General features: G+C 59.3%; 18 protein-coding genes and 6 pseudogenes. 11 read left to right on the top strand and 13 right to left on the bottom strand.

Annotated elements, in window-relative coordinates; all coding sequences use genetic code 11:
• The first annotated feature begins 1,638 nt into the window (after positions 1-1,638).
• The gene (locus C7W88_RS17675) at positions 1,639-2,082 is read left to right on the top strand and encodes a MarR family transcriptional regulator (RefSeq protein ID WP_118074914.1); all 444 of its coding nucleotides are present in this window, start codon (positions 1,639-1,641) and stop codon (positions 2,080-2,082) included.
• 152 nt (positions 2,083-2,234) lie between these two features.
• Here C7W88_RS17675 and C7W88_RS17670 read toward each other — a convergent pair whose 3' ends face one another.
• The 6 genes from C7W88_RS17670 to galE form a co-directional block, all read right to left on the bottom strand.
• Positions 2,235-2,720, bottom strand: a complete 486-nt coding sequence (locus C7W88_RS17670) for a MarR family transcriptional regulator (RefSeq protein ID WP_118074913.1) — start codon at positions 2,718-2,720, stop codon at positions 2,235-2,237.
• Entirely contained in the window at positions 2,717-3,055 is a 339-nt protein-coding gene (locus C7W88_RS22945; protein WP_162896209.1) for a JAB domain-containing protein, read from the bottom strand. The genes C7W88_RS17670 and C7W88_RS22945 overlap by 4 nt, the downstream gene beginning before the upstream one ends.
• Before the next feature lie 167 nt (positions 3,056-3,222).
• Positions 3,223-3,594, bottom strand: coding sequence for a hypothetical protein (locus tag C7W88_RS22940; protein ID WP_162896208.1), 372 nt, complete (start codon positions 3,592-3,594; stop codon positions 3,223-3,225).
• Between the two features lie 132 nt (positions 3,595-3,726).
• Entirely contained in the window at positions 3,727-4,062 is a 336-nt protein-coding gene (locus tag C7W88_RS17660; RefSeq protein WP_118074911.1) for a hypothetical protein, read from the bottom strand.
• Between the two features lie 53 nt (positions 4,063-4,115).
• Entirely contained in the window at positions 4,116-4,667 is a 552-nt protein-coding gene (locus C7W88_RS17655; RefSeq protein WP_118074910.1) for a helix-turn-helix transcriptional regulator, read from the bottom strand.
• Between the two features lie 109 nt (positions 4,668-4,776).
• Positions 4,777-5,778: a UDP-glucose 4-epimerase GalE gene (gene galE / locus C7W88_RS17650; protein ID WP_118074909.1), complete on the bottom strand. Its 1,002-nt coding sequence runs from the start codon at positions 5,776-5,778 to the stop codon at positions 4,777-4,779.
• Positions 5,779-6,383: 605 nt separating this feature from the next.
• Here galE and C7W88_RS22935 point away from each other — a divergent pair.
• The 7 genes from C7W88_RS22935 to C7W88_RS22930 all read left to right on the top strand — a co-directional run bounded on the left by C7W88_RS22935 (position 6,384) and on the right by C7W88_RS22930 (position 12,912).
• The gene (locus C7W88_RS22935; protein ID WP_162896207.1) at positions 6,384-6,557 is read left to right on the top strand and encodes a hypothetical protein; all 174 of its coding nucleotides are present in this window, start codon (positions 6,384-6,386) and stop codon (positions 6,555-6,557) included.
• 551 nt (positions 6,558-7,108) lie between these two features.
• Positions 7,109-7,363, top strand: coding sequence for a hypothetical protein (locus tag C7W88_RS17640; protein ID WP_162896206.1), 255 nt, complete (start codon positions 7,109-7,111; stop codon positions 7,361-7,363).
• Between the two features lie 128 nt (positions 7,364-7,491).
• Positions 7,492-8,838: an O-antigen ligase gene (locus tag C7W88_RS17635; RefSeq protein ID WP_162896205.1), complete on the top strand. Its 1,347-nt coding sequence runs from the start codon at positions 7,492-7,494 to the stop codon at positions 8,836-8,838.
• Positions 8,835-9,524 (top strand): polysaccharide biosynthesis/export family protein, encoded by a 690-nt coding sequence (locus tag C7W88_RS17630; RefSeq protein ID WP_220429425.1) that lies wholly within the window; start codon positions 8,835-8,837, stop codon positions 9,522-9,524. The genes C7W88_RS17635 and C7W88_RS17630 overlap by 4 nt, the downstream gene beginning before the upstream one ends.
• A 2-nt stretch (positions 9,525-9,526) precedes the next feature.
• Positions 9,527-10,813, top strand: coding sequence for a GumC family protein (locus C7W88_RS17625; protein WP_118074905.1), 1,287 nt, complete (start codon positions 9,527-9,529; stop codon positions 10,811-10,813).
• Positions 10,744-11,760, top strand: coding sequence for a polysaccharide biosynthesis tyrosine autokinase (locus tag C7W88_RS17620; RefSeq protein WP_118074904.1), 1,017 nt, complete (start codon positions 10,744-10,746; stop codon positions 11,758-11,760). Before C7W88_RS17625 ends, C7W88_RS17620 begins: the two co-directional genes overlap by 70 nt.
• 75 nt (positions 11,761-11,835) lie before the next feature.
• Positions 11,836-12,912: a hypothetical protein gene (locus C7W88_RS22930; protein WP_162896204.1), complete on the top strand. Its 1,077-nt coding sequence runs from the start codon at positions 11,836-11,838 to the stop codon at positions 12,910-12,912.
• Here the strand turns inward: C7W88_RS22930 and C7W88_RS17615 are convergent.
• Together C7W88_RS17615 and C7W88_RS17610 are read right to left on the bottom strand one after the other, a co-directional pair.
• A pseudogene (locus tag C7W88_RS17615) lies at positions 12,909-13,193 on the bottom strand (IS630 family transposase); the annotation flags it as partial. The gene C7W88_RS22930 and the pseudogene C7W88_RS17615 sit on opposite strands and share 4 nt — an antisense overlap.
• 43 nt (positions 13,194-13,236) lie before the next feature.
• Positions 13,237-13,593: pseudogene (locus C7W88_RS17610) on the bottom strand (transposase); the annotation flags it as partial.
• Positions 13,594-13,825: 232 nt separating this feature from the next.
• On the opposite strand from C7W88_RS17610, the gene C7W88_RS17605 reads away from it, so the two are divergent.
• Positions 13,826-15,181, top strand: coding sequence for an IS66 family transposase (locus C7W88_RS17605; protein ID WP_118074889.1), 1,356 nt, complete (start codon positions 13,826-13,828; stop codon positions 15,179-15,181).
• 26 nt (positions 15,182-15,207) lie between these two features.
• Here C7W88_RS17605 and C7W88_RS17600 read toward each other — a convergent pair.
• The 4 genes and pseudogenes from C7W88_RS17600 to C7W88_RS17585 form a co-directional block, all read right to left on the bottom strand.
• Positions 15,208-16,032: pseudogene (locus C7W88_RS17600) on the bottom strand (IS3 family transposase); the annotation flags it as partial.
• 143 nt (positions 16,033-16,175) lie between these two features.
• The gene (locus tag C7W88_RS17595) at positions 16,176-18,446 is read right to left on the bottom strand and encodes a hypothetical protein (RefSeq protein WP_162896203.1); all 2,271 of its coding nucleotides are present in this window, start codon (positions 18,444-18,446) and stop codon (positions 16,176-16,178) included.
• Positions 18,447-18,717: 271 nt separating this feature from the next.
• Positions 18,718-19,724, bottom strand: a pseudogene (locus C7W88_RS17590) (IS110 family transposase).
• 92 nt (positions 19,725-19,816) lie between these two features.
• Positions 19,817-20,653: pseudogene (locus C7W88_RS17585) on the bottom strand (IS5 family transposase).
• 182 nt (positions 20,654-20,835) lie between these two features.
• Between C7W88_RS17585 and C7W88_RS17580 the strand changes: the two are divergent.
• Both C7W88_RS17580 and C7W88_RS17575 read left to right on the top strand, forming a co-directional pair.
• Positions 20,836-21,984, top strand: a complete 1,149-nt coding sequence (locus C7W88_RS17580) for a glycosyltransferase family 4 protein (protein ID WP_118074902.1) — start codon at positions 20,836-20,838, stop codon at positions 21,982-21,984.
• A gap of 245 nt (positions 21,985-22,229) precedes the next feature.
• Positions 22,230-22,592, top strand: a pseudogene (locus C7W88_RS17575) (IS630 family transposase); the annotation flags it as partial.
• Between the two features lie 234 nt (positions 22,593-22,826).
• On the opposite strand, the gene C7W88_RS17570 reads toward C7W88_RS17575, so the two are convergent.
• Entirely contained in the window at positions 22,827-23,846 is a 1,020-nt protein-coding gene (locus C7W88_RS17570; protein WP_118075837.1) for an IS110 family transposase, read from the bottom strand.
• Positions 23,847-23,857: the final 11 nt, after the last annotated feature.

The raw sequence follows: 23,857 nt of genomic DNA, 5'->3' as shown, positions 1-23,857 counted from the left end.
GGCTTGGATTGCCTTCGATCAGCGCCAGATCCTGGGCCTCGTTGATATACCAGCCATCGCGATCCTGGGCAGCAAGCGCGGTCGGCGCCGATGCTGCTGCGGCTGCAGTCAGCAGTGCATTACGCACGGTATGGTTCATGAAAGCCCCTTGACTCATAACTTCTAGCCGAGCGTGTTAACCATTTCTGGTAGACCAAACTTTACCATGAGGTTACGCGAGAATACATAGTTGTCTGGCTGAAAGATTGCCGGGGTCACCCGAATTGCAGATTTTTGTGGATGCCCGGCCTGCGAGGCGGACAACATGCTGGTCCTTGTCGTATGCAAGTGGTGACTGCGTGCACGGTGGTCTTCGGGTACTGGAAAGATGTCCAGGACAACGGCTTGGATTTTATGTCCCGGTCGGCCGGGCATTGGGCGATCAGCCCGGACAAGTGGCGTGCGCCCGGAATCTGGCTCTGACCCGGCCGCGCCAAAGGACACATCGCCTTCGCCGCAACCGATGTCCTGGGATCCTGCTATCGTGTGTCGCACCGTCTATGGTGAGGCGCGCAAGGCGCGATGAGCAGCCTGCGATGCCTGTCTCGCGGCCAGGCTCTTCGACCCGATCCCGGCGAGCTGCAAAGCCGTCCTGGGCAAGCGTCGACCTGATTGCCGAGCATTCTGCGAGTGCCTGTTGCTGGACAGTGCTGGTCCTGGCAAGCCGCTCGTGACATGTCGTTCTAGGGAGCGGGGCAGCCCGGCTAGGTAGGCAGAGCGTCCGAAGATGCGAGACGAGCCGGAGGCATCCCTTGCTGCACAGAGTTATTCGGACTGCCCATCGGCAGTCACCTGAGAATCGCTTTCCAGCAGCTCGGCCAGGACTTCCATAGCCGATGCAATGTGTATCCCGGGCAAGTGGGCACCGTGCGCGTCAATGATATCAAGAGCTTCCTGCAGCTTTGCGAACGCTTCAGACAACATTACGTAAGACCCTCGCTCGACCCGGGGGTAGTTTAAACACTACCATTTTGGAACTACTAGCGGTATTAGACCCAAATTGGAATAGTATGGTGAATTTGGCGTAAAGTCGTCTGCGCCGGGTCTTGCAGCGGCAGGCCGCGATGTGCGTTCTCGGCGATGGCGCTGCGGCACGGAAACCTGCGCTAAAAGTCATGTCACCATCACGACAGTTGGCATCGGCTTGTCCTGCAAGACACCGGGATTCGTCCGGCTGGATTAGCAGCAATTCCAAAGTGCGGGCTGCGACATTCCCGGCCATGCGCGGACAGATGCTTGCTGGTTAAGATCTGTGGCCGCGATCAATGCAAGTATTTGAGTGTGGTGCCGGGGCGAATTGACTCGGGGATTTCCGACCCAGGGCCGTTTGACTCAGGGCCTATTGACTCAGGGCCTTTTGCTTCAGGGTCTTGAACAATGCCGCCATTGCGCATCGATGGGGCCGTGTCCCACGGAAGGCATCGATGCAGCTTGCGGATTCCCAGACCAGGTTCGCAAGGGACAGCTATAGTGGCCTGCGACTACGATGTTGCCCGATTGCGGATTGCCGGGAAAGGTTGACTGCGTAGAACCTCTTATGGAAAAGTCCTGTGGTTAATGGCTTAGTAATTCTACGCCGGGGCAGAAGGGGGCGAAGGAATGCAGCAGCTGGACCGCCGCAAGGTAGCAGACATTGCACAGATGTTGTTGCGCTGGTCCGATGGCGACCCCGATCAATTCGGGCTTGACTGTCAACCTTCGGGAGGTGGTGCGAGCGACGCTGGTCTTCTGGCAAGCGTCAAGGCAGAGCAGGTGCGTCGCAGCAACCGCCACAAGCTGCTCGGGGTTGGCCGGGATCTGTTCTCGGATCCTGCTTGGGACTTGCTGCTTGAACTCTATGTCGCTCGCCTGGGGCGCAAGCGCCTGTCGTCTTCGGCTATCGGGCTGGATGCAGGAATTGCTCAGTCGACAGCGCTGCGCTGGCTTACCTATCTTGTAAGCCTGGGCCTGGTTGAGCGTACGCAGGATCCCGCCGACAAGCGTCGGCAATGGGTCGCGCTCAGTGAGAGAGCCGCAGAGGGCATGCGGCGCTGCTTCAGCTGACGCAGGACCGGTTCTTGCATGCGATGCACAACCAATCCGGCAAGGCGCTTGGCATGGGGCCGCTCGCGTAGTTGCGCCAGGAGGGATCGAGCAGATCGGCTCTGGTAGATGCGGCAGGCAATGCGCCTGCATGCTCAAGCCCTGCCAGGCTATTACTGGGCAAAGAAAAAGGTTTGCGGCAAGGGTGTGGCCTGCAGCAGGGGGGCTGCCTGAATCTGGGTTTGAGCAGGTGTCTGGCGCGCGGTGGCGATCGTCTCGATTGCCCGCTCGGCAAGGGCATGGCCCTCACCGGTAAGGGTCAGGCAGATCCGGCGATTATCGCGCGTATCCTTGTGACGTTGGACCAGGCCGCCTTCTTCGAGGATCTTTATCCAGCGCGTCATTGACGATGTGGGAAGGCCGGTATTGGCGGCCACGTCGCCCGGAGTGCGTAGTCTGGCCTGGCGCAGTCCGAGATAGACTTCGAGGAGGATATCGAGAGCCGGGTCGCATGGGAGCCGGCCTTGTGAAAACAGGGCGGCGAGCTTGCGGCGCAAGGCAAGTTCAGCCACCGCGATCGCGCTGGCAGAGGACTCGCGCGGCGACGATGCCTCGCTGGCAAGAGCGGCAAGACCGATGGTCGAGGACAGTTCGGTCATGGTAGTAACCTTGCACGGCGCATGCTGAAGATCCCTTCCGATCCGATGATGAAGTGTTCGGCAAGCTGCAGTCCGTTCTGGTCCATCAGGCGGTGGAAGATCGCCGTGGAGCAGATATCGGCTTGGCTGGGGCAGGCGTGGCCGCCAGGATGATTGTGAGCAAGAACCAGGGTGTGGGCATTGAGGCGCCGTGCCTTGTGCAAAAGACTGAGCGGGCGGATCAGGATGTGGGCGCGGCTCGCCGATTGGGCCAGGTCGCTGCCGACCAGCGCCCCGTCCTTCGCGAAGAAGAGCGTGAGCATCTGCTCGAGCGGCGCATTGGCGAGGCGCTGCACGAGATAGGCTCTGAGCCTGGGAGAAACGCCAGGATCGCCAGGGGTTCGGGTGTTGTGCGCAAGGTGCCAGGAACCGGCTGCCGCACGGTTTGATGAGGTCAGAAGACCCGGCTGACGCGGTGCGAACAGCTCGCCCAGGCCATGGCGGGCGCGGGCAGGAAGGCGTCCTAGCGGCCGGGCGAAGCCGAGCCTGCCGACTGGCTCTGAGCTGACTGGCGTGCTGGTGCAGGTCGCGCGGCAAGCCAGGTGCCAAGCGCCAGGATCGCCAGCTGCACCCATGAGGGTGCACGCATCATCAAGGCGTAGGCGAAGGGCGCGTAGCTCGCATCGATCAGCCGTACGAAGTGCGAGAGGAATGCGATGAGCTGAGCGCCTGCAAGCCATAGCGGCCACCACTTTTCGGAAACGAGGGCAAAGCCGATCATGGCCATGAGGACAACCCCGTCGATCACGAGATAGCCAAGGTCAATCCGGTCGAACTGCCCGGCCTTGGTGCTGATCGCCGCGTAGACAGGCGAGGCGAACAGCAGGAAGGCCATGAGAGCTGTACCCCTTTCTCGGTCACGCCGGCACGGCGCCAGGCGTAGACCGAGACGAGGGCCAGAAGGAGAATCTGCAGGGCGTAGCGCACCTTGCCTAGGTGCCTGCCTTGTCCTGCAGGTCAAGAGCGATCAGGCAGCAAGAGCTTCGTCGCTGCCGATTTCCAGCGCGCCCTTGATCGGCGGGCACTCGCCATAGTCGGCTGCCATGAGTTCCCGGCCGAGCGCAGCCAGTTCGCGATGGACACGCAGGAAGTCGCTGCTGGCGCTGACCAGGGCCTGCTGGCTCTGGATGAGCTTGGTGATCGCGACCTGGCCGGTGTGGGCTGGAACATCTCCGGCGGTGCGTGCGGCGAGCATGGTCTGGAGTACTGCCGATGTTGCCTGGAGGGCCTGGTCGATCGCCAGTTCGGCGGCCGGGATTTCGCGGGCAAGCCGCGTGGCGGCGACGGTCTTGGTCATGGTCATGGCTATTCCCTGCCGCAGACAGCGGCGAAATCATTGACTGGCGGGGCGATTGCTTATCCGAGGAGCACCACGACGCTTTGGGTCACGCTCATCCCGATCAGGGCCACCACCACGATAAGCAGGGCAAAGACGATGATCAGGCCGAGGCGCACCAGCGGGCTCGCCGGAACCGCAAGGTCCCGGAGTCCGGGGTGGGGGGGCTGTTGCTCGGGCCATGGCAACGGATTCCCTGCTGCTGGGCCGGGAAAAAGGCCGATGTCCTCGAACAAGAGCAGACCGCCCACCTCGTCCTCGCCATCCTCATCCGCGATTTGCCCGCCGCTGGCGACCTGTGCAAAGCCACCTGTGGAATTCACACAGGTTCCCTTGAGCCGCGCATAAGCCAGAGCCGTATCGCCGCGGCGCGTTGTGCCAAGGCGCAGGCGTGCTGCGGCAAGCCGCTGATCGACGGCAGATGGCGAAATGCCAAGAAGCCGGGCGATCTCCTTGTTGCTCTTGTGCTCGAGCAGGAGATCGAGGACCTCGCACTGCTTGGCCGACAGGCCGGCAAGATCGCCGGACGCATTGTCCTCGCTGGCAACGGGGAAGTCGAGACGGGTGGCCATGGCGCAAGGTTAACAGAAATGCCCGGAAAGGGGAACGCAGGGCATGGTAAATTCTGTCTTAACTTGCACACTAGGCCTGCACGAGAGCTGGTCCTCGTAGGCCAGGCAGTTACTGACCGCGGATTTCGCTCAGCTTGCGCTCCCACGCCAGCGCATGGGAGACGATCGTGTCGAGATCGTCATAGCGCGGCACCCACGGCAGCGTGGCCTTGATGCGGCTGTTGTCGGAAATCAGCGAATCGGGATCACCGGCGCGGCGCCCTTGCATCTCGCGCACGATCTTGCGGTTGGTGACGCGATCGACCGCGTCGAGCACTTCGAGCACCGAGAAGCCGCGCCCGTAGCCGCAGTTCATGGTCAGCGATTGCGTGGGCGCAGCGATGAGGGCCTCGAGCGCCAGGACGTGCGCTGCGGCAAGATCGGAGACGTGAATGTAATCGCGCACGCCGGTGCCATCGGGCGTGTCGAAATCGCTGCCGAACACGCCGACCGAGGCGCGTTTGCCCAGGGCTGCCTCGACCGCGACCTTGATCAGGTGGGTGGCGCCAGCGGTAGACTGGCCGGTGCGGGCCTCGGGATCGGCGCCGGCCACGTTGAAGTAGCGCAGCACGCAGTAGTTGAGCGGATGGGCAGCCGAAACGTCGGCCAGCATGGTCTCGGTCATCAGCTTGGACATGCCGTAGGGATTGATCGGCCGCTTGGGGCTGTCTTCGGTGACCGGCGAGACTTCGGGGATGCCGTAAGTCGCAGCAGTGGAGGAAAAGATGAAATGCGGCACGCCTGCCGCAACCGCAGCGGCAATGAGCGCGCGGCTCTTGGCGGTGTTGTTGTGATAGTACTTGAGCGGGTTCTCGACCGATTCGGGGACGATGATCGACCCGGCAAAATGCATGATGGCGCGGATGCCCTGTTCGGCAAAGATGCGCGACAGAAGGTCGCCGTCCTCGATGTCGCCCTCATAGAAAGCGACGCCGTCAGGTACGGCGAAGCGGAATCCGGTGGTCAGGTTGTCGATGACCGCGACGGGATAGCCCGCATCGCTCAGTGCCAGAACGGCATGACTGCCGATATAGCCTGCGCCGCCGGTGACGAGTACGGGAACTTTCGACATTTATAAGAATCTCCAAACATTGATGCACCAAAGCCAGTTCGTGTGGCTATGGCAGAACCTGCCGTCTTCAACCGGTGACGCTGGGTATCCGGTCACAGGCGCATTGCAAACGGATTGACGACAGACTTCGGACCTCGGGCGTGTCCGGCGCTCCGCCAACATTCTGAACTGGCGCACGCACGCATAGCCCCACTTGCTTCTCAACCAAGAGGCCTCCGTGCAATTGCAGCGAGGGCCGATGATGGGCAATGACCCTGCAACAGATGCGCGTACCGGGTGGCCTTGACGGCGACTGCTGCGGATGCGCAGGGTCCGCAAGCGGGAGAGGCAGGCAGGGCCGGTGAGAGATCAGTATGCGACATGGCTGCACCTGCACCAGCCTGACTTGCAGCCAGTCGCGGCCATGGGGAAGACCGGCGAAGTAAGATCCCATCCGGTGCGGGCTATCGACGGCATGCGTGAGAGCAGCGGGTCACAGGCGCTTTCGTGAAGCCGAGCTCAAGGGTGAGCCGCCGGGTTCATGTCCTTGTCTTGATTCGGGCCCGCCCCAGCACTCTGATGTCAAGGGTGCGATCGGGCATCATGCTTGCGTAACGCTCCTTGACATGTGCCAGTTGCTCCTGGGCGGCATCATCGCTTTCCGTAGTGTCGATCGCTATCCGGGCTATAACGAGGCCATCTGCGGGATCGCTGACACAGATGAACGGGTGGGTTGCCTGTTCGGCAAGGGCATCAAGGTCAAACCCGTCAGCAAGTGTCCAATGGTTGCCGGAGCGTGAATGAATAGGCCGATGGCAGTAGCGACAGGCGGCAACGAAATACTCGTTGTCGCGTGTCCGGGATCTGCGCGCAGGGGAATGTGCTCGAGTGAACCAGCACTGGGTCAGGGTAGGTGAGGACGCAGGCCGAATGGTCATGAGGCCATGATCGGATAGTCGTGGTTAACCCTGCGTTTGCAGCGCTATCAGGCCTTTTGCTTAGCCGGTTGCGGCGGACGCGCATGACCGCCTGAACTAAAGATAAGATGATGTTCATGATTTAGTCAGCACCGACAGCGGTGACGATCCGGACGTCCTGCCATGTCCGGGGAAGAGCTTCTCACGTCGCCTGTCAGAGCGATGTACGAGATAATGCAAAATAATACAGACACTTGACGATAGCGCAGCCTGGTCTACATTGTTGCGTCTTGCCCCGGGCAGAAACCAACCAGGGACCGGCGGGTTGTGGATGGGGGCGCACTGAACGCATAATATTAAGCAGTTGCCATTGGTTGTGCAGTGCGGTATTTCAATCCCACAGGTCGCAAACTGATTCTGGAATGGAGACCGTTATGAAGATCAAGTCTATGATTGCCGCTGCCGCTGCTGCGGCGATGCTGACTGCTCCTGTGGCGGCCAATGCCGGCACGACTGCGGCTGCATCGCTCAATGGCGTAAAGCCCGTTCTCAGCAGCAAGGAAGTCCGTGCGTCGCGCTCGGTGAAGCGTGAAAATGGCATCACCGCTGCTGGTTACATCATTGGTGCAATTGCCCTTGGCCTTGGCACTTACGGTATCGTGAAGGCTATCGACAAGTCGAACGGCTGAGCGAAATCTGATACAAGGAAAGGTTGGTCGGCTTGATCGGCCAGCCTTTTTTTGCGCCTGCAGATTGTTGCCGATGGCGCATTCCCGGCTCTGCGAGATAGAGACATTCTGATTGGGAGAGCTTTGGTTTGCAGCGCATTCCTAAAGTTCGGCAAGCTCGGCTGATCGCAATCCTGGCAGTGTCGCTTGTTTTGGGTGGAGGCGGCGTTCCTTACCCGTTGCCCAATATGCTGGTGCAACTTGTTGTCCTTGGTATCTTGCTTTGGCCCGCAAGAGCGCCAGAAACCGCGCTGCAGTTTGCAAAGTTGGACCGCGCGCTGCTTGCCCTGATTGCGATCACTGTCGCACTGCCAGTCTTGCAAGTCATTAAGTTGCCTCCGGAGCTGTGGACAAAGCTTGCCGGTCGTGAACTTGTGCTGGCCTCGTTGACGGCTGCAGAAATGCCCGATGCATGGATGTCGTTCTCGGTTGATCCTGCGCGGACAATGATGGCGGCATTGAGCCTCATTCCCGCGGTTGGTGCCGCGCTTCTGGTGGCCAATGCAACGGTTCGCGATCGCAGCTTCGTGCTAAAAAGCCTGGCTGCCATGGGCCTGTTCATGGTTCTGCTCGGCACTATCCAGCTCTCGTCGGGCAACCGCATTCTCATTCCCTACAACCAGATCCGCAATCCGCACCAGCTCCACGGTTTCTTCGCCTATCATAACCCTGCAGGCCTGTTTCTCGATATCTGCCTGCTCGTCGTCATCCTGCTCCCGCAGCAATTGCGAGCACGCAATCTTGAGCTAGGCCTGCGCATCGGGATTGGTCTCATGTTGGCAATCGCCGTGGTGCTGACCCAGTCGCGATCGTCGCTTGCGCTTGCGATCGTTCCTTGCGCGGCGCTGGCATGGCGGGTTGGGCAGTCCCTCCTTGCCCGCAAGGGCCGCCTGAAAGAGGCGGGCCACCGAGCCGTGATTGGTGTCACTGTGCTGGTGATAACCTGTATCGCCTCTGTAAGCTTGCTCCTGAGCAATACGAGAGTGCAGCAGGCACTTAGCCGGTTCGATGATCTTCAGGATGCACGGCCTGCGATCTGGGAGGATTCGTGGAGCGCTTGGCAGGCATTCTGGCCAGCAGGAGCCGGCACCGGTACATTCACGACCGTCTTCCCGATATATGAGTCACTCGAAAATCTCGTTCCGGCCGTGACAAACCGCGCACATAACGACTTCCTTGAGCTTGGCATCGAAAGTGGCATCGTCGGATATGCCGTCCTGCTCTGCTGGGTTGGATTCCTGCTGTTGCGCCTTTTCAGTAAGGCCGTGAATGACGAGCATCGTGCTCAAAAAGTGATCTGCGCCACAGCTTTCGTGATGATTGCAGGGCAGGCATTGATCGACTACCCCCTTCGCAATGAAGCCATGCTGGCGATTGCCGGCTTGCTGGTCGGCTTGCTGACCCGGCCACCCGAGTATGAAGGAAAGCAGACTTGAAGGTTCAACCTGTCACGCTGTCGGCGTTGCTCATTCTTACGCTCTCAGGTTGCTATTCGCCCGCCGCATATCTGCCGCGCGGCGAGGATGCGTACAAGATGGTTCCGGCAGCAGACCCCGGCAAAGGCCCTGCGCAGTACCGCATCGGCCTGCTCGATACGCTCTCTATCCGCACTTTCCAGGAGCCTGATCTCTCGTTCGAGAAGATCCAGGTCGATGCCGGCGGCAATATCAACTTCCCACTGGTCGGCACGGTTCGCGTTGTAGGCAAGTCCCCGATCGAGCTCAGCCGCGAGCTGGAGAAGGGCTTGTCAGCACGATACATCGTCAATCCGCAGGTCGTGGTCGGCGTTGAAACCTCCGCTGCACAGCGCGTGGTGGTTGAAGGCAACGTGATCGAACCAGGTGTCTACGAAGTTTCGGGGTCGTCCAGTCTTCTGGAATCGATAGCCCGAGCCAAGGGGCTTACACGTGTTGCGCAAGTCAACGAAATCGTGGTGTTCAGGCAGGTCAATGGACAGCGCATGGGCGCAATTTTCAATCTCAAGGATATCCGCGAAGGTCGCGCGCCTGATCCCGAGATTCTCGGAGGCGACCAGATCGTAGTCGGCTTCAACGCCGTCAAGGGCGCCTATCGCGATTTCATTGCGGCCGCGCCAATCTTTAACGTTTTCCGGAATTTCTGATCATGGCGGGTGACATTTCAGTGCGGGGCAAGGCATTGCAAGCGGGCGGACAGCCGGCCGAGTATCAGCAAGTCGACATCGACGAACCCATGTTCGCTATCGATTTTCGGCGTATCCTGAACCTGTTGCGGCGTGAAGCCCTGTGGATCGTAGGGATCGTGACAGTAGCAGTGGCACTCGGCGTCATCGCGACTTTGCTGATGACGCCAATGTACACTGCGACGGCATCGGTGCTAGTGGAGCAGCAAGCTGATCAAATCCTCGAAGGCAGTGAACTCACTCCAGCCGCATCCTACCAAGATGCTGACCGGTTCCTGCAGACGCAAGTGGACGTTCTTAACAGCCGTTCTCTGGCCACTCGTGTTGTTCAAGCTGAAAAGCTTGCGACAGATCCTTCCTTTTTCGAAGCTGTGAAGAACAGGCTGCCGGAAAGTTCTGACCTGCCATCTGACCTTGTCGGCAAAAAGGCGCTGGATGATTACCGACTGGAGCAGGCAATCGAGCTGTTACAGAAGAACCTGACGATCACTCTTCCCAGGGAGAGCCGAGTTATATCGATTGGCTTCCGGTCAGCTAATCCCGCGCTTTCGGCAAAGATCGCGAACTCGGTGGCGCAGCGCTATATAGAAGGCAACCTGAACCGCAAGTTCGAGAGCTCGTCCTATGCTCGCGACTTTCTGGCGCAGCAGTTGCAGGAAGCGCGGACAAAGCTTGAGGCATCCGAGCGTGAACTGAACGGGTATTCGCGTGCAGCGGGCCTGATCCGCGTGGCAGGACAGGGCGCCAACGCGGACCGCGAAACCACTTTGTCGGTCACTAACGAAAGCCTCGTTCAAGCTAACTCAGCGGCCAACCAGGCGGCCGCGGAGCGTGCTGCGGCAGAGGATCGCTGGCAAGCGATTGCCAATGTGCCTGTGCTGACAACGCCACAAGCTCTCGCCAATCCGGCAATGCAGGCGATGATCAAACAGAAGGCGGAGATCGACGCAGAGCTGGCAGCAGCTCGAGCGCGATACTTGGATGACTATCCGTCGGTGCTCGCGCTGAAGACCCAATCGGCTCGTGTCGAAGAGCAGATCCAGGCGCTGGGCAATGGCATCAAGCGTTCAGTCTATCTCGATTTTCGCGCTGCACTTGAAAAGGAGAAGACACTGCAGGGCGAAGTGGCAGCGCTTAAAGGCGCTGCGCTCACCGAACAGGATCGGGGGTACAGTACAATGTGCTCAAGCGTGTCGCAGAGACCAACCGCTCGTCGTACGATGCGCTGCTTGAGCGTTACAACCAGTTGACCGCCACGGCTGGGGCGTCAGCAAATAACGTATCGGTTGTAGACGTGGCTGAGGTTCCCTCTGAGCCGACATCGCCGAGTTTTCCGAAGAACATCGCCATTGCCCTGCTGTTGGGTATGGGTACTGCAGCGGCATTCGTGTTTTTGAAAGATCACTTTGACGATACGATCCGTTCACCATTAGACGTAGAAGGTAAGCTTGGCGTGCCGATGCTTGGACTGATACCCCATGTTGGAAGTGACGCCGAAGGTGCTGCCTTGGATCAGGTCAGAACCGATCCCAAGCTGCCGATAAGTGAAGCTTACGTCTCGTTGGTGACCAATCTCACCTATGCAACGGCCGATGGCATTCCCTCGTCTATCGCAATTACAAGTTCACAAGCCTCTGAGGGCAAGTCGACGACCGCCAATGCCATTGCGATTGATCTTGCCCGTCTTGGCCGCAGAGTACTGCTGATCGACGCAGACATGAGGCGTCCCACATTGCACCGGATCAAAAAGATAAAGCTGCAGAGCGGACTTTCCGATGTGCTCAGTGGAAATACTCAGCTCGCTGACGTCGTGCAACAGGATGGCGAAGAGGCCGGATTGTCATTCGTTCTGGCTGGACCAAGGCCGCCAGAAGCCTCAATCTTGCTTGGAAGTGGGCGCTTGAATGCGTTAATTCAGGAGGCTCGTGGCCTTGCGGAAGTGGTCATAGTCGACTGCCCGCCAATGCTGGGTCTGTCGGACACGGCATCGATCGCTGCCCATGTCGAAGCCGTATTGATGGTGGTGGACTCGTCGCAAGGTCACAGGGGCGCCGTAAAGTCCGCGCTGCGCCGCTTAAGCCTTGTTAACGCGCGTATCATCGGGGCGGTGCTTACAAAGTTCGATCCAAAAGCTGCCAACTCCAAGTATGGCTATTACGGATACAACTACTATAGCTATGGACAGGACGAGGCTTGAGGTTTGCTTAATACCTCGCACCTTCGGATGTCGGCGCGGATTGCAGCATTTTGCCTGCTGTCTGGGATGGTAGTAGTGCTGACGGCGGACACAATGATGGGAAATTTGGGGTTGAGCGATGTATCTCTGCCCCAACTAGTCAGATTTAAGACCTTGCCTGCATCAAGCCGTCAAGCGTTGGAAAACGGCAAAGATAATGAAGCCATAACCATTGCTCGCGCAGCGGTGCTGAAACAACCTTTGTCTGTCGAAGCATTGACTTCGCTGGCTCTAAGCAGTGCAGTGTCGAAACCAGAGATGTCTTCACAGGCACTTGCGCAGGCTGCGTCTTTTGGGTGGCGGAACGTAGCCGTACAGGCAATCGTGATCAAGAGCGCGGCTCTTGCAAACAACTGGAACGTTGTTGCACCCAGGTTGGTCGCTCTTTCCAATCTGAACAAATTGGACGCCTTGGACCCTAGTGTTTTTGTTACAGCAAATGCTGGGACCTACGCTTCAAAGATTGCACCAGCATTTGCCCAAAACGGAATTGCTTGGTTCAGGTTTGCTGATTGGCTTAAAGACAATGGGGCAGAGAATGAGAGAGCAAGTTTACTCGCACAGACGCCGCCTTATAATCGTGAATCTGATTGCATTCAGCTAGGGCAGACTGCTCGGAAGCTTGTTTCAGAAGATCGTGTTAACATGGCGGCTGACCTGATCCATTCTCGTTGCCAAGGCTATCTGACGCCGGCTTCAGGTGCCATTACTATTGATCAGCATTTTGGAGATTCTCGGCGAGGGCCGTTCGAATGGCAATTGGCTCCCGAACCAGGTGTTAGCGTTCGCATTGGGGCGAGTGTAGGGAAGATCGTAGTGGAAGTTGAGAATGTGGATCCAGTGCAGCGCGTCATTGCTAGCAAGATTCTATCGAAGCACGACCATCGTACAAAGTTTCGAGCCCTTTTTAGGCTATCAGATCTTAATGTTCCACATCGATCAATAATGCCATTATCATTTGAATGTATAGGGTCAAAATTTTTGACCGCGTCAAGCGGACCGGTATCCGGTGCTCTTTACACGTCACCTTGTAAGTTTTACCGCGTGAAGCTCTCGCTTCCGCAAGGCCGCTTTCAGTTACATGTCGATGAACATGGCTTCCAAGCAAACTAGTGGATTGATTCCAACGTTTGGTGCCCGCGCCTGACGGCGGCGATAATTTTGTCAGGGTCGGCTTTCCATACGAACGGTTTGGGGTCGCCATTATGTTCGCTGATGAAGCGATTGATGGCGGCCTGCAGATCGACGACGGAATGAAAGACGCCATTTTTCAGACGCCTGCGGGTCAGCTTTGCAAAGAAGCCCTCGACGGCATTGAGCCATGAGCAGGACGTCGGCACAAAATGGAAGGTCCAGCGGGGATGCCTGTCCAGCCATGCTCTGACTTTGGGTTGTCATGACGTGACTGACGTGACCCCAGCTTTCCGCCAGCTGGGATTAGAGCCGGGCGGTTGTTTTGCGCATCGGCGCAGTTGAAGCAATGGGCTGCGTAGCGGAGCCCGTAGGGCGTAGCGAAGCGGGCCATTGCTTATCCAGTTTGGCGGCGAACGCCGCCGGGGTTGCGTAGCCAAGTGACGAGTGCGGCCTCTCCCGGTTGTAATCCTCGACCCAGGCAGCGATCTCGAGCCGTGCATGGGCAAGGCTCATGAACAAGGTCTCGTTCAGCAGCTCATCGCGCATGCGGCCGTTGAAGCTCTCGACGTAGCCGTTCTGCATCGGCCTGCCCGGAGCAATGTAATGCCACTCCACGCCGAGCTCTCCGCACCATGCGAGAACGGCGTTGCTGGTGAGCTCGGGTAACTGCTCAGGAGGTTGGCAGAAAATGGTTGCGCGGTGACTCGGAGTTTGATTCACCCTGCTGATGGCCCCACCCCCGCTTCATGTGCTGAGCGAAGCTGAGAAGAACGAGCTTCTTCTGGCCCAGCACGAGATGATCGAACGAATGGCGGCGCGGATTACGGGTAACTGCTCAGGAGGTTGGCAGAAAATGGTTGCGCGGTGACTCGGAGTTTGATTCACCCTGCTGATGGCCCCACCCCCGCTTCATGTGCTGAGCGAAGCTGAGAAGAACGAGCTTCTTCTGGCCCAGCACGAGATGATCGAACGAATGGCGGCGCGGATTACGGAACTTGAGGGCCTGGTCGGCAAGCCGCGCAAGACATCCTCGAACTCGCACATCCCGCCCTCGAAGGACGATTTTGGCAAAAAGGGTGGCAAGGGGCGCAAGCCGAAGACAGGCAAGCGGCCTGCGCGCGAGGGCAAACACCGCCCACTGGCCGAGACACCCGACACGACCGAACGAGTCATGGCCAGCGAGTGCGGCCATTGCGGCACGGATGTGACCGGCCAGGTACAGCAGTGCCGGCAGCGCTACGATCATGTCGACCTGCCACCGAGCCGTCCCGTCGTCACCCGGGTGGAGTTGTGGGGTGGGCGCTGCCGGTGCTGTGGCCGACGCTACAAGGCGCAGGCGCCTGTGGGCATGGCTCCCGGTTCGCCCTTCGGCCCCGGCATCCGTGCGCTGATGGCCTATCTGCATCATAGCCATCACGTGGGTTTCGAGCGCCTTTCCCGGATTGCTGGCGAACTGTTTGGGCTGACAATCTCTGAAGGTGCCATCGCCAACATGTTCCGCCGCCTGCGCACCAGCATGGATGCGGCCACGACTGCGATCCGCGCCAAATTGCTCAAGGCGCGCATCATTGCTTCGGACGAGACGACAACCCGGACCAACGGCGTGATGCAGTGGCAGTGGGTGTTCCTGTCCAGCGACGCTGTCCTGCACAAGATTGCCTCGCGCCGGGCCCGCAGCGTTGCCGAAGACGTACTGGGACAGCATCGGCCCGATGTCTGGGTCTCCGACCGCTATTCGGGTCAGCAGGAGTTGGGACGCGAGCATCAGGTTTGCCTTGCCCATGTCCTGCGCGATGTTCAGTACGCCATCGACAGCGGCGACACTGCCTTTGCGCCAAGCATCCGCGACCATCTGCGCTGGGCGATCAAGGTCGGGCGACGACGAGACCAGCTCAAGGACAGCACCTTGGCCGCCTATGCTGCCAAAGCCGACAATATCCTCGATCGTCTGGTTGCCAGACCTGTCGCTCATCCCGCCGGGCGCGTTCTGCTCAAGCAAATCAAGGCATGGCGGGGGAAGTTCTTCGTCTTCCTCAAAAACCGTGACGTGCCGGCCACGAACAACATCTCCGAGCGCGAAATCCGCCCCTCGGTCGTCTTCCGTAAGGTCACCAACGGCTTCAGGTCAGACTGGGGCGCTCAGATCCATGCCGGATACCGTTCCGTCACCGGCACCGCACGCCTCTCTGGCCAGTCCGCACTCAGCGCAATCCGCGATCTCGTCGACGGACGCTTCGCCGTCGCTTGATCGGCCTCAGTGCCAACCTCCTGAGCAGTTACGAGCTCGGTGCCATTGTCGCTGACGATCATTCCGGGCTTGCCACGCTGGGCGATCAGCTGGGTCAGCTCGCGCACGACACGGTGCCCGGAGATGGACGTGTCCGGCACCGCCGCTAGGCACTCCCGGGTCACGTCATCGACCACGTTCAGCACGCGGAACCGCCTGCCAGAGGCCATCTGGTCGTGAACAAAGTCCAGGCTCCAGCGCTGGTTCGCCAGCGCCAGCACCGGAGCAGGTGCCCTGGTCCCGACAGCACGCTTGCGGCTGCGTCGCCGCCTGACCGCCAGCCCTTCCTCGCGATACAGACGTTGGGTTTTCTTCCGGTTGATCATCACGCCCTCCCGGCGCAGCAGGATGTGCAAACGGCGATAGCCGAACCGGCGCCGCTGGTTGGCCAGATCGCGCAGCTTCTCACGCAGCGCACCATCGTCCCGTGTGGAACGGTAGCGCACGCTCTTGCGATCAGCATCGATGACACGGCACGCCCGCCGTTCGCTCATCCCGTGGCACGCCTGGAGATGAGCGACAGCTTCCCGCTTCGCGGCGGGCGTCAGAACTTTTTTGCCAGAAGATCCTTCAACGCAGCCTGGTCCAGCATTGCATCGGCCAGAAGCCGCTTGAGCTTGGCGTTCTCGCTCTCGAGATCACGCAGCCGCCGGGCCTCGGATACCTCCAGCCCGCCATACTTGGCCTTCCAGTTGTAGATCGTCGCTTCCGACACCCCATGCCGCCTAGCCAAATCAGCGGTCTTTGCGCCCGCCTCTGCCTCCTTCAGCACGCCAATGATCTGCTCGTCCGAAAAACCTTGCACGCTTCATCGTCTGTCCTTCCTTCAAGGCCAGACTCTAATCGCTCGTGGAGGAAAATCAGGGGGTCACGTCACCGCAGCTATGATCCATAAGTCTTTCGAGATTCCGCTTTTGGCCGTCCTTAATGGAAAAATCAAAAAAGGCTCCACTGATCAGCGCCTATAAAGCAGGAAGAAGGTCGTCGGGAATTTTTTGTTCGCCGCTGTGTCCAGTGAAATTTTGACAGTGCCGCTCTGTTGTTTGAGGGCTGCAGAAGATATGATCTTCCCGTTCAGGGTCAGTGGTGACAGCATCCAGCGATATCTCGGATCCGTTTTCAAAACGGCGTCGAGGCGAACTCGCTTGAGTTCGATCGGCAAGCGGCCCAAACTTATAGCGGTGCCGTTGGAGGTAATTGCCATGCCGGTATTACGCGCATCGGCGGCCAGGATAACAAGGATGCGCGCACTCCGTGCTAATGGCCTCGCATCAAGCGAGCTGAATGCGATCAATGCCGGAGCATCGGACCGCATCAGTTGAATAGGACCCACGACAACAGGGCTGTTCAGCGCATCTCCGACCCTTGCTGCCGTGAACCGCGTCGAGACGGTTAGTTCGTTGTCCAACGAATGAAGAAGTACCTGGCCCTGGGGCGATTGCCATAATCCCTGCGCAGGGTTGGTGCGGTTGGTGGAGGGTATCCCGCCTGTGCGGCGAAGCGCCGAAAGGAGTGATGTCGTCCGCGCCGATGTGTCCGGGGCGGCGCGATCGGAAGCTGGGTCGGGCGCGAGCGATTGGTTGATGTCGACCGGGTGCGTCCCGCCGCCGTCTGCATTTGCCAGTCCAAGCCGGGCCACCCATGCAAGCGCCGTGATATCGTGGGGGGCCTGCCGACGTCCACCGTTGAGCAGAGCTTCATCATCGTCCAGCAACAGTCGCAATCGCGACGGAGCAGGGGCGATCTCGCGTCTTGACCAAAGTAGGGCTGTCAGCGTTTCGCCGGCACGTGCGACGGGATCGAGACCGACGCCGCCCGGATTGATAGCTTCCTTGCGCACGCCTTGTCCGTCATAAGCCAGATCGATCGGGCCATCGGCATGGCGGCAAATCAAGTTCCAGCCCTGGATCGAGGCCAGGGCTGGTGCGAATAGGCCGGATTCGAAGCGGCGCTGGTTCCAGAACTCCTGATCGTGCTCGGTCATGATGAACGGCTTGCCGAACTGGCGTGTCGATGCGGCAAGGCCGAGATACTTGGCAAGATCGGTGAACGAGGAATGGTTGCGCATTCTCGTTCCGGGTCCGACGCCCAGAGCAACCTGCTCGTGCTCGTAGGAATGGCTGTCGATCATCGGCAGGAGGCGCTTGACCGGTGTCACGTTGTAGCGTTTCCAGGAATTGAAGGTTGTGTAGGGACCGTCGTAGCCGAGTTGGCGGATGGTATTTGCCATGGTGCCTAGTGTCTCGGCTTGGCGCCGGACTAGGAAGCGCTGGAAATCTTCCATTTCCCTGCTGTCTTCTCGGGTTGATCGGGGAAGCTGCACTGGGAGGTGTGCCAAGCCCTTCGACTTAGTGAAAGCATCCTTGTAGAGCGGTGGCAAAGGTCCATCCTTGAACCGATTTACCAGTTCCATGTAGAAATCTAGGTCGGGTTCGTTGACCAGGATCAGGCCTGCGGTGTGAGGGTCCTGGGCGAACGACATGCCGGTATAGGGGTTGCGCGTAGTCAGCAGTAGGCGCGCCAAATCCTGCCAGTGCGCTAGGGCGGTCGGTTCGAAGAAGATCCGCTGCAGCATTCCACGATTTTCAGCCCAGCGATGCGGAAAAACGTTGCCGAGCGCGGCATTTTGCGAACTCTGGATGTCCATCAACCAATGGATACCGCGGGCACGCAACTGGGCAGCGAAGAACTGAAACCGATCCAATTCTTGCGGATTGAACACGAGGTCCTGGTTGCTCCCCCGCATCAACAGTGCGTCGACGAAGTGGAAGCGCACCATGTTGTAGCCATGACGGCGTAATTGCTCGGCGTAACGCGTGGCCACGTCATGGTCGGGGAAACCGCTTCCTGCGGTATTAGAAAATCCCGGCCCCAGCGTGGCGCAATTGATGGGTAGGTCCTTACCGCCGAATGTCAGTTTCTCGCCGTCGATCTTCATCCGCGCATTTGGCAGGGCAGGGGTGATGGAAGAGAAATCGAGCGGGCTGTCGGCCTTTATTTCAAGTGAGGGATCGGTAAGCGCAATCCACTCGCCCTCCTCGAAAGGAGCCGGGAGCCTGGGAGATGCTATCAAGATAGCGCTCGGCAAAAGCAGAATACGGCACAGGCGCGAGATAATGCGATGTCGGCGCTGCGAGTTTCCCATATTGGCTTCCCTTTGTCTCGACCCACCACGGTTTTTGCGCAATTCAGGAATGGTGGCGACAGTATAATGCGACAGCGGCACGGGTTGCAGAATGTCTTAGAGTCGGATCTGTAATTGCAGAGCTGGGCGGTGTGATCCCTTGAGGGTTTCATGGATCTGTCCGCACTGACCGAGCCGGAGCTTGGTCGTGCTGTATCGGGTCTCACAGAGGCGAACGTTGCATTGACTCGAAGCGGGCTTTGCTGCCCATCTGACTACCTTCGCAGATCGTTCGTCCCTGCGTTCCCTCTCGGGACACCGCCCTCGGATCAGCTTTGACGCTTCACCGCTGGCAAGCAGGTTCTACCCCAACTCAAGCTTGGAACAAAGTGCCGTCGCGCAGCATGGCATGCATGATGACCGCAAGGCGGCGAGCCAGGGCGACGCGAGCCCTCTTAAGGCCCCGGCGCTTGGCGATCTTCATGGCCCATGTCTTCAGAGCGAAGGTCTCTCAGCTCCTAGTCAGGATCGAGTTGGCGGCTTCGTAGAGCAGCTTGCGCACCGTGCTGTCGCCCTGTTTGGTGATCCTGCCTGTCCAATCTAGCTCGCCCGACTGATGACGTCGGGGCACAAGGCCGAAGTAGGCGCCGGCATTGCGCGATTGTCGGAAACGCCCCGCTTCATCCACTGCAGCGGCGAAGGCAGCAGATGTCTGCACGCCCACGCCCGGTATAGTCATCAGGATTTCGCAAGCCTGTGACTGGCTGGCGATGATACGCAGGCGGCGGTCCATTTCCTTGATTTGCCCGACCAGTTCTGCGCGCACAGACAGCAAGGATGCGATGGCGTCGCCAAGGCCCGGGATGTGGGCGGCCTGCATGATCCGTTCGAGGAAGGCCTTCCTTGACCTGCGCCGGGCCGATAGCCGAACGTCGCGCAGAGACCACGGATCGTGTTGTCGAGCCGGACACGCGCTTCCACCAGATGGCTGCGTGCGGTGATGACGCTGCGAACGCCATGCGCTGCCGGAGATTTGACATGCACCTCCTTGTAGAAGCCGGTGCGTGCCAACTGCGCGAGGCCGGCGGCATCGTGAGGGTCGGTCTTGTTCGCCTTCATTGCCTTGAGGCTCTGGTGGGCCTGGCGGGCATCAATGCACACTACCGGGACACCCAGTTCACGCAGGCCAAGGCAGATCGCCGGCGACATGCGGCCCGTTTCGATCACCGCCCGCTCGATTGGACCGTATCGCTCCAGCATCATGGCGATCGCCTCCGGAGAGTTTTCCACTTTCTCCGACACGACCTTCCGACCATTGTCATCAACGATGCAGACCTGCGTGGATTCCATCGACAAGTCCAATCCGGCATAGTGCTTCATGGCTGCTTCCTTCCTTCAGGATTCGACAACCAGAAGTGTGCGCCCCAACCGAGCTCCGAGGGAAGCAGCCGCAATTACACGATGATTCGAAACTAATTCGTTGAATGACAGTGTCTTGCGGCACGCCGGATGAAGGCTTGTACCGAGGCCGCGAAGAGCCAAGCGGTGGCAGATGCGATGGTCTGCTCGAAGTCCTTGGCAGGTCGGCGATTTCGGTTGAGCCAGGCGATTGTCCTTTCGACAACCCACCGGCGGGGCAAGACTTCGAAGCCCTTGACCGTGTCGGAGCGTTTGATGATTGCGATCATCCAGCTACCCAAAGGCTTCAGGGCATCCTTCAGTTTCTGGCCAGCATATCCGCCATCAGCGAACACGTGCCGCAGCCAGGGAAACCGCTTGATGACGCCGCCCAAGACCATCGGAGCTCCATCGCGATCCTGAATGTCAGCGGTATGGACGACGGCGTGAACCAGATTGCCCTCGGTGTCGGTTAGGATGTGACGCTTGCGTCCTTTGATCTTCTTTCCAGCATCGTAGCCCGAGGTCCGCCACTTTCAGTGGTTTTGACGCTCTGGCTGTCGATCACACCGGCGCTGGGCGAGGCTTCACGCCCCTTTGCTTCACGGACCAGCATAAGAAGGCCATGGTTCAAGGCCTGCCATAGCCCAGTATCGCGCCATATGTAGAACCAGCGTCGCACCGTTGAGAACCGGTGGAAAGCAAGGTGGCAGCATTCGCCATGGCAGCCCACCCCGGAGCAGATAGAAGATAGCCTCAACAATCCGGCGCATCTCCCACTTCCGTGGTCGACCTGTCTTTGCTGGTGGAGGAAGAAGTGGCTCGAAGAAAGCCCATTCGGCATCGGTTAAATCTGTTGGTAAAGCTAGCATGCTTCGCGCATGGAGAGCGCGAGTGGTATCGGTCCACATCGTTGTATCCCAGGTAGATTTTGGCGAAACCCCTGAATCAACGACTGGGCGGGTCGTCAAGCTAACCCACTGATACCACTCAACTTAGTTTCGGATCGGGCTCTGAGATTGCGGTCCTACTGGACCGCAATCTTAAGTATTGCTACCTGCGCCATGGTTGCGGCGCAATACAAGAGGCTTTGATGGTGGATGGCGCGGCGGGCGAGCAAACAGGTAAGCGCGCAATAGTATACACATCCGCCTATCGTGGCGGTGCTTCATGGTTTGTGCTGGAAATGGCGGCCGGGATGTCGGCGGCAGGTGGCGACATCCTGCTTATCGCACCGAGGGCCGAACCCGAAGAGCGTGAGCAGCTTGTCGCCGCCACGCGGCGGATAGAACTGCCGCGGGGGTCCTATGGCAAGGGCAGCAAGCTAGTGCGCCTGCTGCGGACGGCGGGACGGATCGTTTCGACATTTATTGCCTTCGCGCGTGCACGCCGCCATGCTCGCACATATGTTATCTCTTTTTACGATTGGCTTATTATTCTGGCCCTCCAGATGGTTTGGATTCGATTGATCGGCGGGCGGCTGATCTACGTCGTGCATGATGCCAAGCCCCATGCCTGGGCATCCTCCCCGACGATGCGATGGTTGGAGTTGATGCTGCTGCGAGCCAGCTACCTGCTACCTCATGAACTTGTAACGCTGACTAGAAGTGCGAAAGACCAAATAAAAGAGGAATTCGGACGGCGCGGACAAGCCACCGTCATTCCGCATGGTGCCTACGCTACTGCCACCACACTACCGCCAGGAGATCGTAAGATTTTGGTCTTCGGCATGCTGCGGCGCAACAAGCGTATTCTCGAAACGATCGAAGCGGTGAAGCTTGCCGTTGCATCCGGCGCACGAGTAAGTCTCACGATAGCCGGGGCCCCGCACAAGGAGGATATTGGCTACTGGGATGAGTGCGCGGCATGTCTCCCCGGGACCGATGGTTATATTCATACGGAAATCGAGTTCATCCCGGAACCGCGTCTCAATCAGCTGATCGCCGAATGCGATGCAGTGATCCTGCCTTACGAGGATTTCAACTCGCAATCGGGTGTTGCGGTGCTGGCTGCGTGTTCGGAGCGGCTGCTGCTGTGCACCGCCACAGGTGGTCTTGCCGAGCTGGTCGAGCAAGGACTTGACCCGATAGTTATCCAGCAACCAGTAACCCCAGATCCGTTGCTGATGCAATCATTGATTTCGCAGCAATGCCGCTGGAAGAATTACGAGACAAGGCAAGTGCGAGTAAACGCTCCTTGGATACCTATCTCAATTGGAGGCGAATCGGTGCGGAATACATGACACTAATACGTTAGCACTTCTGTGGTTGCCGTCCGTTGCGCAAGCGGGTTTTGGGCTTGAATGAGAAAATAACCGAGCGCGGTCTTCTCTCAGGTGCGTATTTCAGAAGTTCTGGACAGGCGTTTCGCAAAATCGCGGACGCGCATTTCACTAGAGCGGTTTTCGACCGCTTTGAATCGGCGGGGGATTCCCGCGGGACATGATTTCTGATTCAGAATCCATGCTGGTGAAGGAGGCCGGCATGGATGGCCCAAGCTCTTTCGATGGATTTGCGTTCCCGACTTCTGGCGGCGGTTGATAGCGGGATGAGTTGCCGTGCTGCGGCAACCCGGTTTGGTGTCGCGCCATCGACGGCGATCCGGTGGGAGGCGCAGCGGCGCGAGACCGGTGACTATGCTCCCAAGCCGCAGGGCGGCGACATGCGCTCACGACGGGTGGAAGAGCGTGCGGCAGACATCCTCGCCATCTGGGAGGCGCGCAAGGACATCTCCCTTGAGGAATTGCGCGCTGGCCTGGCCGAGATCGGCCTGATCGTCTCGGTCGCCGGGTTGCATCGCTTCTTCATGCGTCGGGGCATGACGCGCAAAAAACGTATGGCCCGCCCCGTCTGCAAGGGGGATTTTGAAGTGTTCTGATCAGTCTGCGTCAACGTATGCGGTCTCATGGGTGACCCCATGGCCAAGATGGACATCCGCACGTCTGGAGCCACAATAAAGACGCCGGCAACGAGTGCCATTTTTTTGGCCGGGCTTTCCAGACGCCGATCGACTGTCGGGCCATCTTCACGATCCTTCCTGCAAACATCGTTGGCCTATGCACGAAGATGCGTGCGGCCGATCCGATTATGCCGCGACTGGGTAGACGCGTTCGAACGTCGCGTCCTTGCGCAAGGACGCCCATGCGATCCGCGCCAGCTTGTTGGCCAGCGCGACGACGATAGCATTGCGGTGGACTCCTCGCTCGATCATTCCTGTCAACCAGCGCCCCAACGGGGTCTCGCTTCGCGCCAGCGACGGCAATGCTGCTCGGGCACCGTGGATGAGCAAGGTGCGCAAGTAGGTGTTGCCTCGCTTGGAGATGCCGAGCAGCCGCGGCTTGCCGCCGGTAGTATGCTGACGGGGCACCAGACCGAGCCAGGCACCCAGGTCTCGGGCTTTGGCAAAGCTGCTGGCATCGCCCACGGCTGCAATCAGGGCAGTTGCGTTCAGCACCCCGACGCCGGGGATGGATGTGAGCCGCCGGGCAGCCGCGTCATTGCGCGCCAGCTCGACAAACTCGCCGTTCAGCGCTTCCACCCTGGTATCGAGTTCGCGCAATTCGGCAACCAACTGGCGCAGGCGCGGTGACAAGGTCGTATCCTCATCGGCCAGCAGGGCATCGATGCCGAGTTCCAGCTTGCGCCGCCCAACCGGGAAAATGGTCCCGCGCTCCAGCAGGATCGCCCGCAACTGGTTGGTCAGGCTCCTGCGCTCAGCCACCAGGCGCGAGCGAACCCGGTGGAGCGTCTGGATGTCCAACTGCTCCTGGGTCTTGAGTTCGACGAAGCGCATCGTTGGACGCGAGGCGGCCTCGGCGATCCCCTCGGCGTCGCGGTCATCGTTCTTCTGTGCTTTGACATACGGCCGTACGTACTCCGGCGACATCAGCCGGATCTCATGTCCGTGCGCGGCGAACAGGCGCCCCAGATAATGGGCACCGCAACATGCCTCCATCGCGACCACGCACACAGGAAGCTTGGCAACGTAGTCGACCAGCGTCTGGCGGCGCATCGACCTGCGTACGACGACAGCTCCCGCCGCATCCACGCCCACCACACTGCAGGCATTCTTGCCCAAATCAACGCCAAGGATCACAATAGACATCGGTCCGCTCC

Origin of the sequence: Novosphingobium sp. THN1, assembly GCF_003454795.1 — a bacterium.
GTDB lineage: Bacteria > Pseudomonadota > Alphaproteobacteria > Sphingomonadales > Sphingomonadaceae > Novosphingobium.
Note: the sequence above shows the minus strand (reverse complement) of the source record. Positions and strands in the feature narration are given on the sequence as shown.

Bases quoted from the DNA above. Each gene is read 5' to 3' on its own strand.
- C7W88_RS22935 (WP_162896207.1), top strand. From the start codon at position 6,384: ATGTGCCAGTTGCTCCTGGGCGGCATCATCGCTTTCCGTAGTGTCGAT.
- C7W88_RS17625 (WP_118074905.1), top strand. From the start codon at position 9,527: ATGGCGGGTGACATTTCAGTGCGGGGCAAGGCATTGCAAGCGGGCGGA.
- C7W88_RS17660 (WP_118074911.1), bottom strand. From the start codon at position 4,062: ATGACCATGACCAAGACCGTCGCCGCCACGCGGCTTGCCCGCGAAATC.
- C7W88_RS17580 (WP_118074902.1), top strand. From the start codon at position 20,836: ATGGTGGATGGCGCGGCGGGCGAGCAAACAGGTAAGCGCGCAATAGTA.
- C7W88_RS17675 (WP_118074914.1), top strand. From the start codon at position 1,639: ATGCAGCAGCTGGACCGCCGCAAGGTAGCAGACATTGCACAGATGTTG.
- C7W88_RS17605 (WP_118074889.1), top strand. From the start codon at position 13,826: ATGGCCCCACCCCCGCTTCATGTGCTGAGCGAAGCTGAGAAGAACGAG.
- C7W88_RS17640 (WP_162896206.1), top strand. From the start codon at position 7,109: ATGAAGATCAAGTCTATGATTGCCGCTGCCGCTGCTGCGGCGATGCTG.
- C7W88_RS17670 (WP_118074913.1), bottom strand. From the start codon at position 2,720: ATGACCGAACTGTCCTCGACCATCGGTCTTGCCGCTCTTGCCAGCGAG.
- galE (WP_118074909.1), bottom strand. From the start codon at position 5,778: ATGTCGAAAGTTCCCGTACTCGTCACCGGCGGCGCAGGCTATATCGGC.
- C7W88_RS17570 (WP_118075837.1), bottom strand. From the start codon at position 23,846: ATGTCTATTGTGATCCTTGGCGTTGATTTGGGCAAGAATGCCTGCAGT.
- C7W88_RS17655 (WP_118074910.1), bottom strand. From the start codon at position 4,667: ATGGCCACCCGTCTCGACTTCCCCGTTGCCAGCGAGGACAATGCGTCC.
- C7W88_RS22940 (WP_162896208.1), bottom strand. From the start codon at position 3,594: ATGGCCTTCCTGCTGTTCGCCTCGCCTGTCTACGCGGCGATCAGCACC.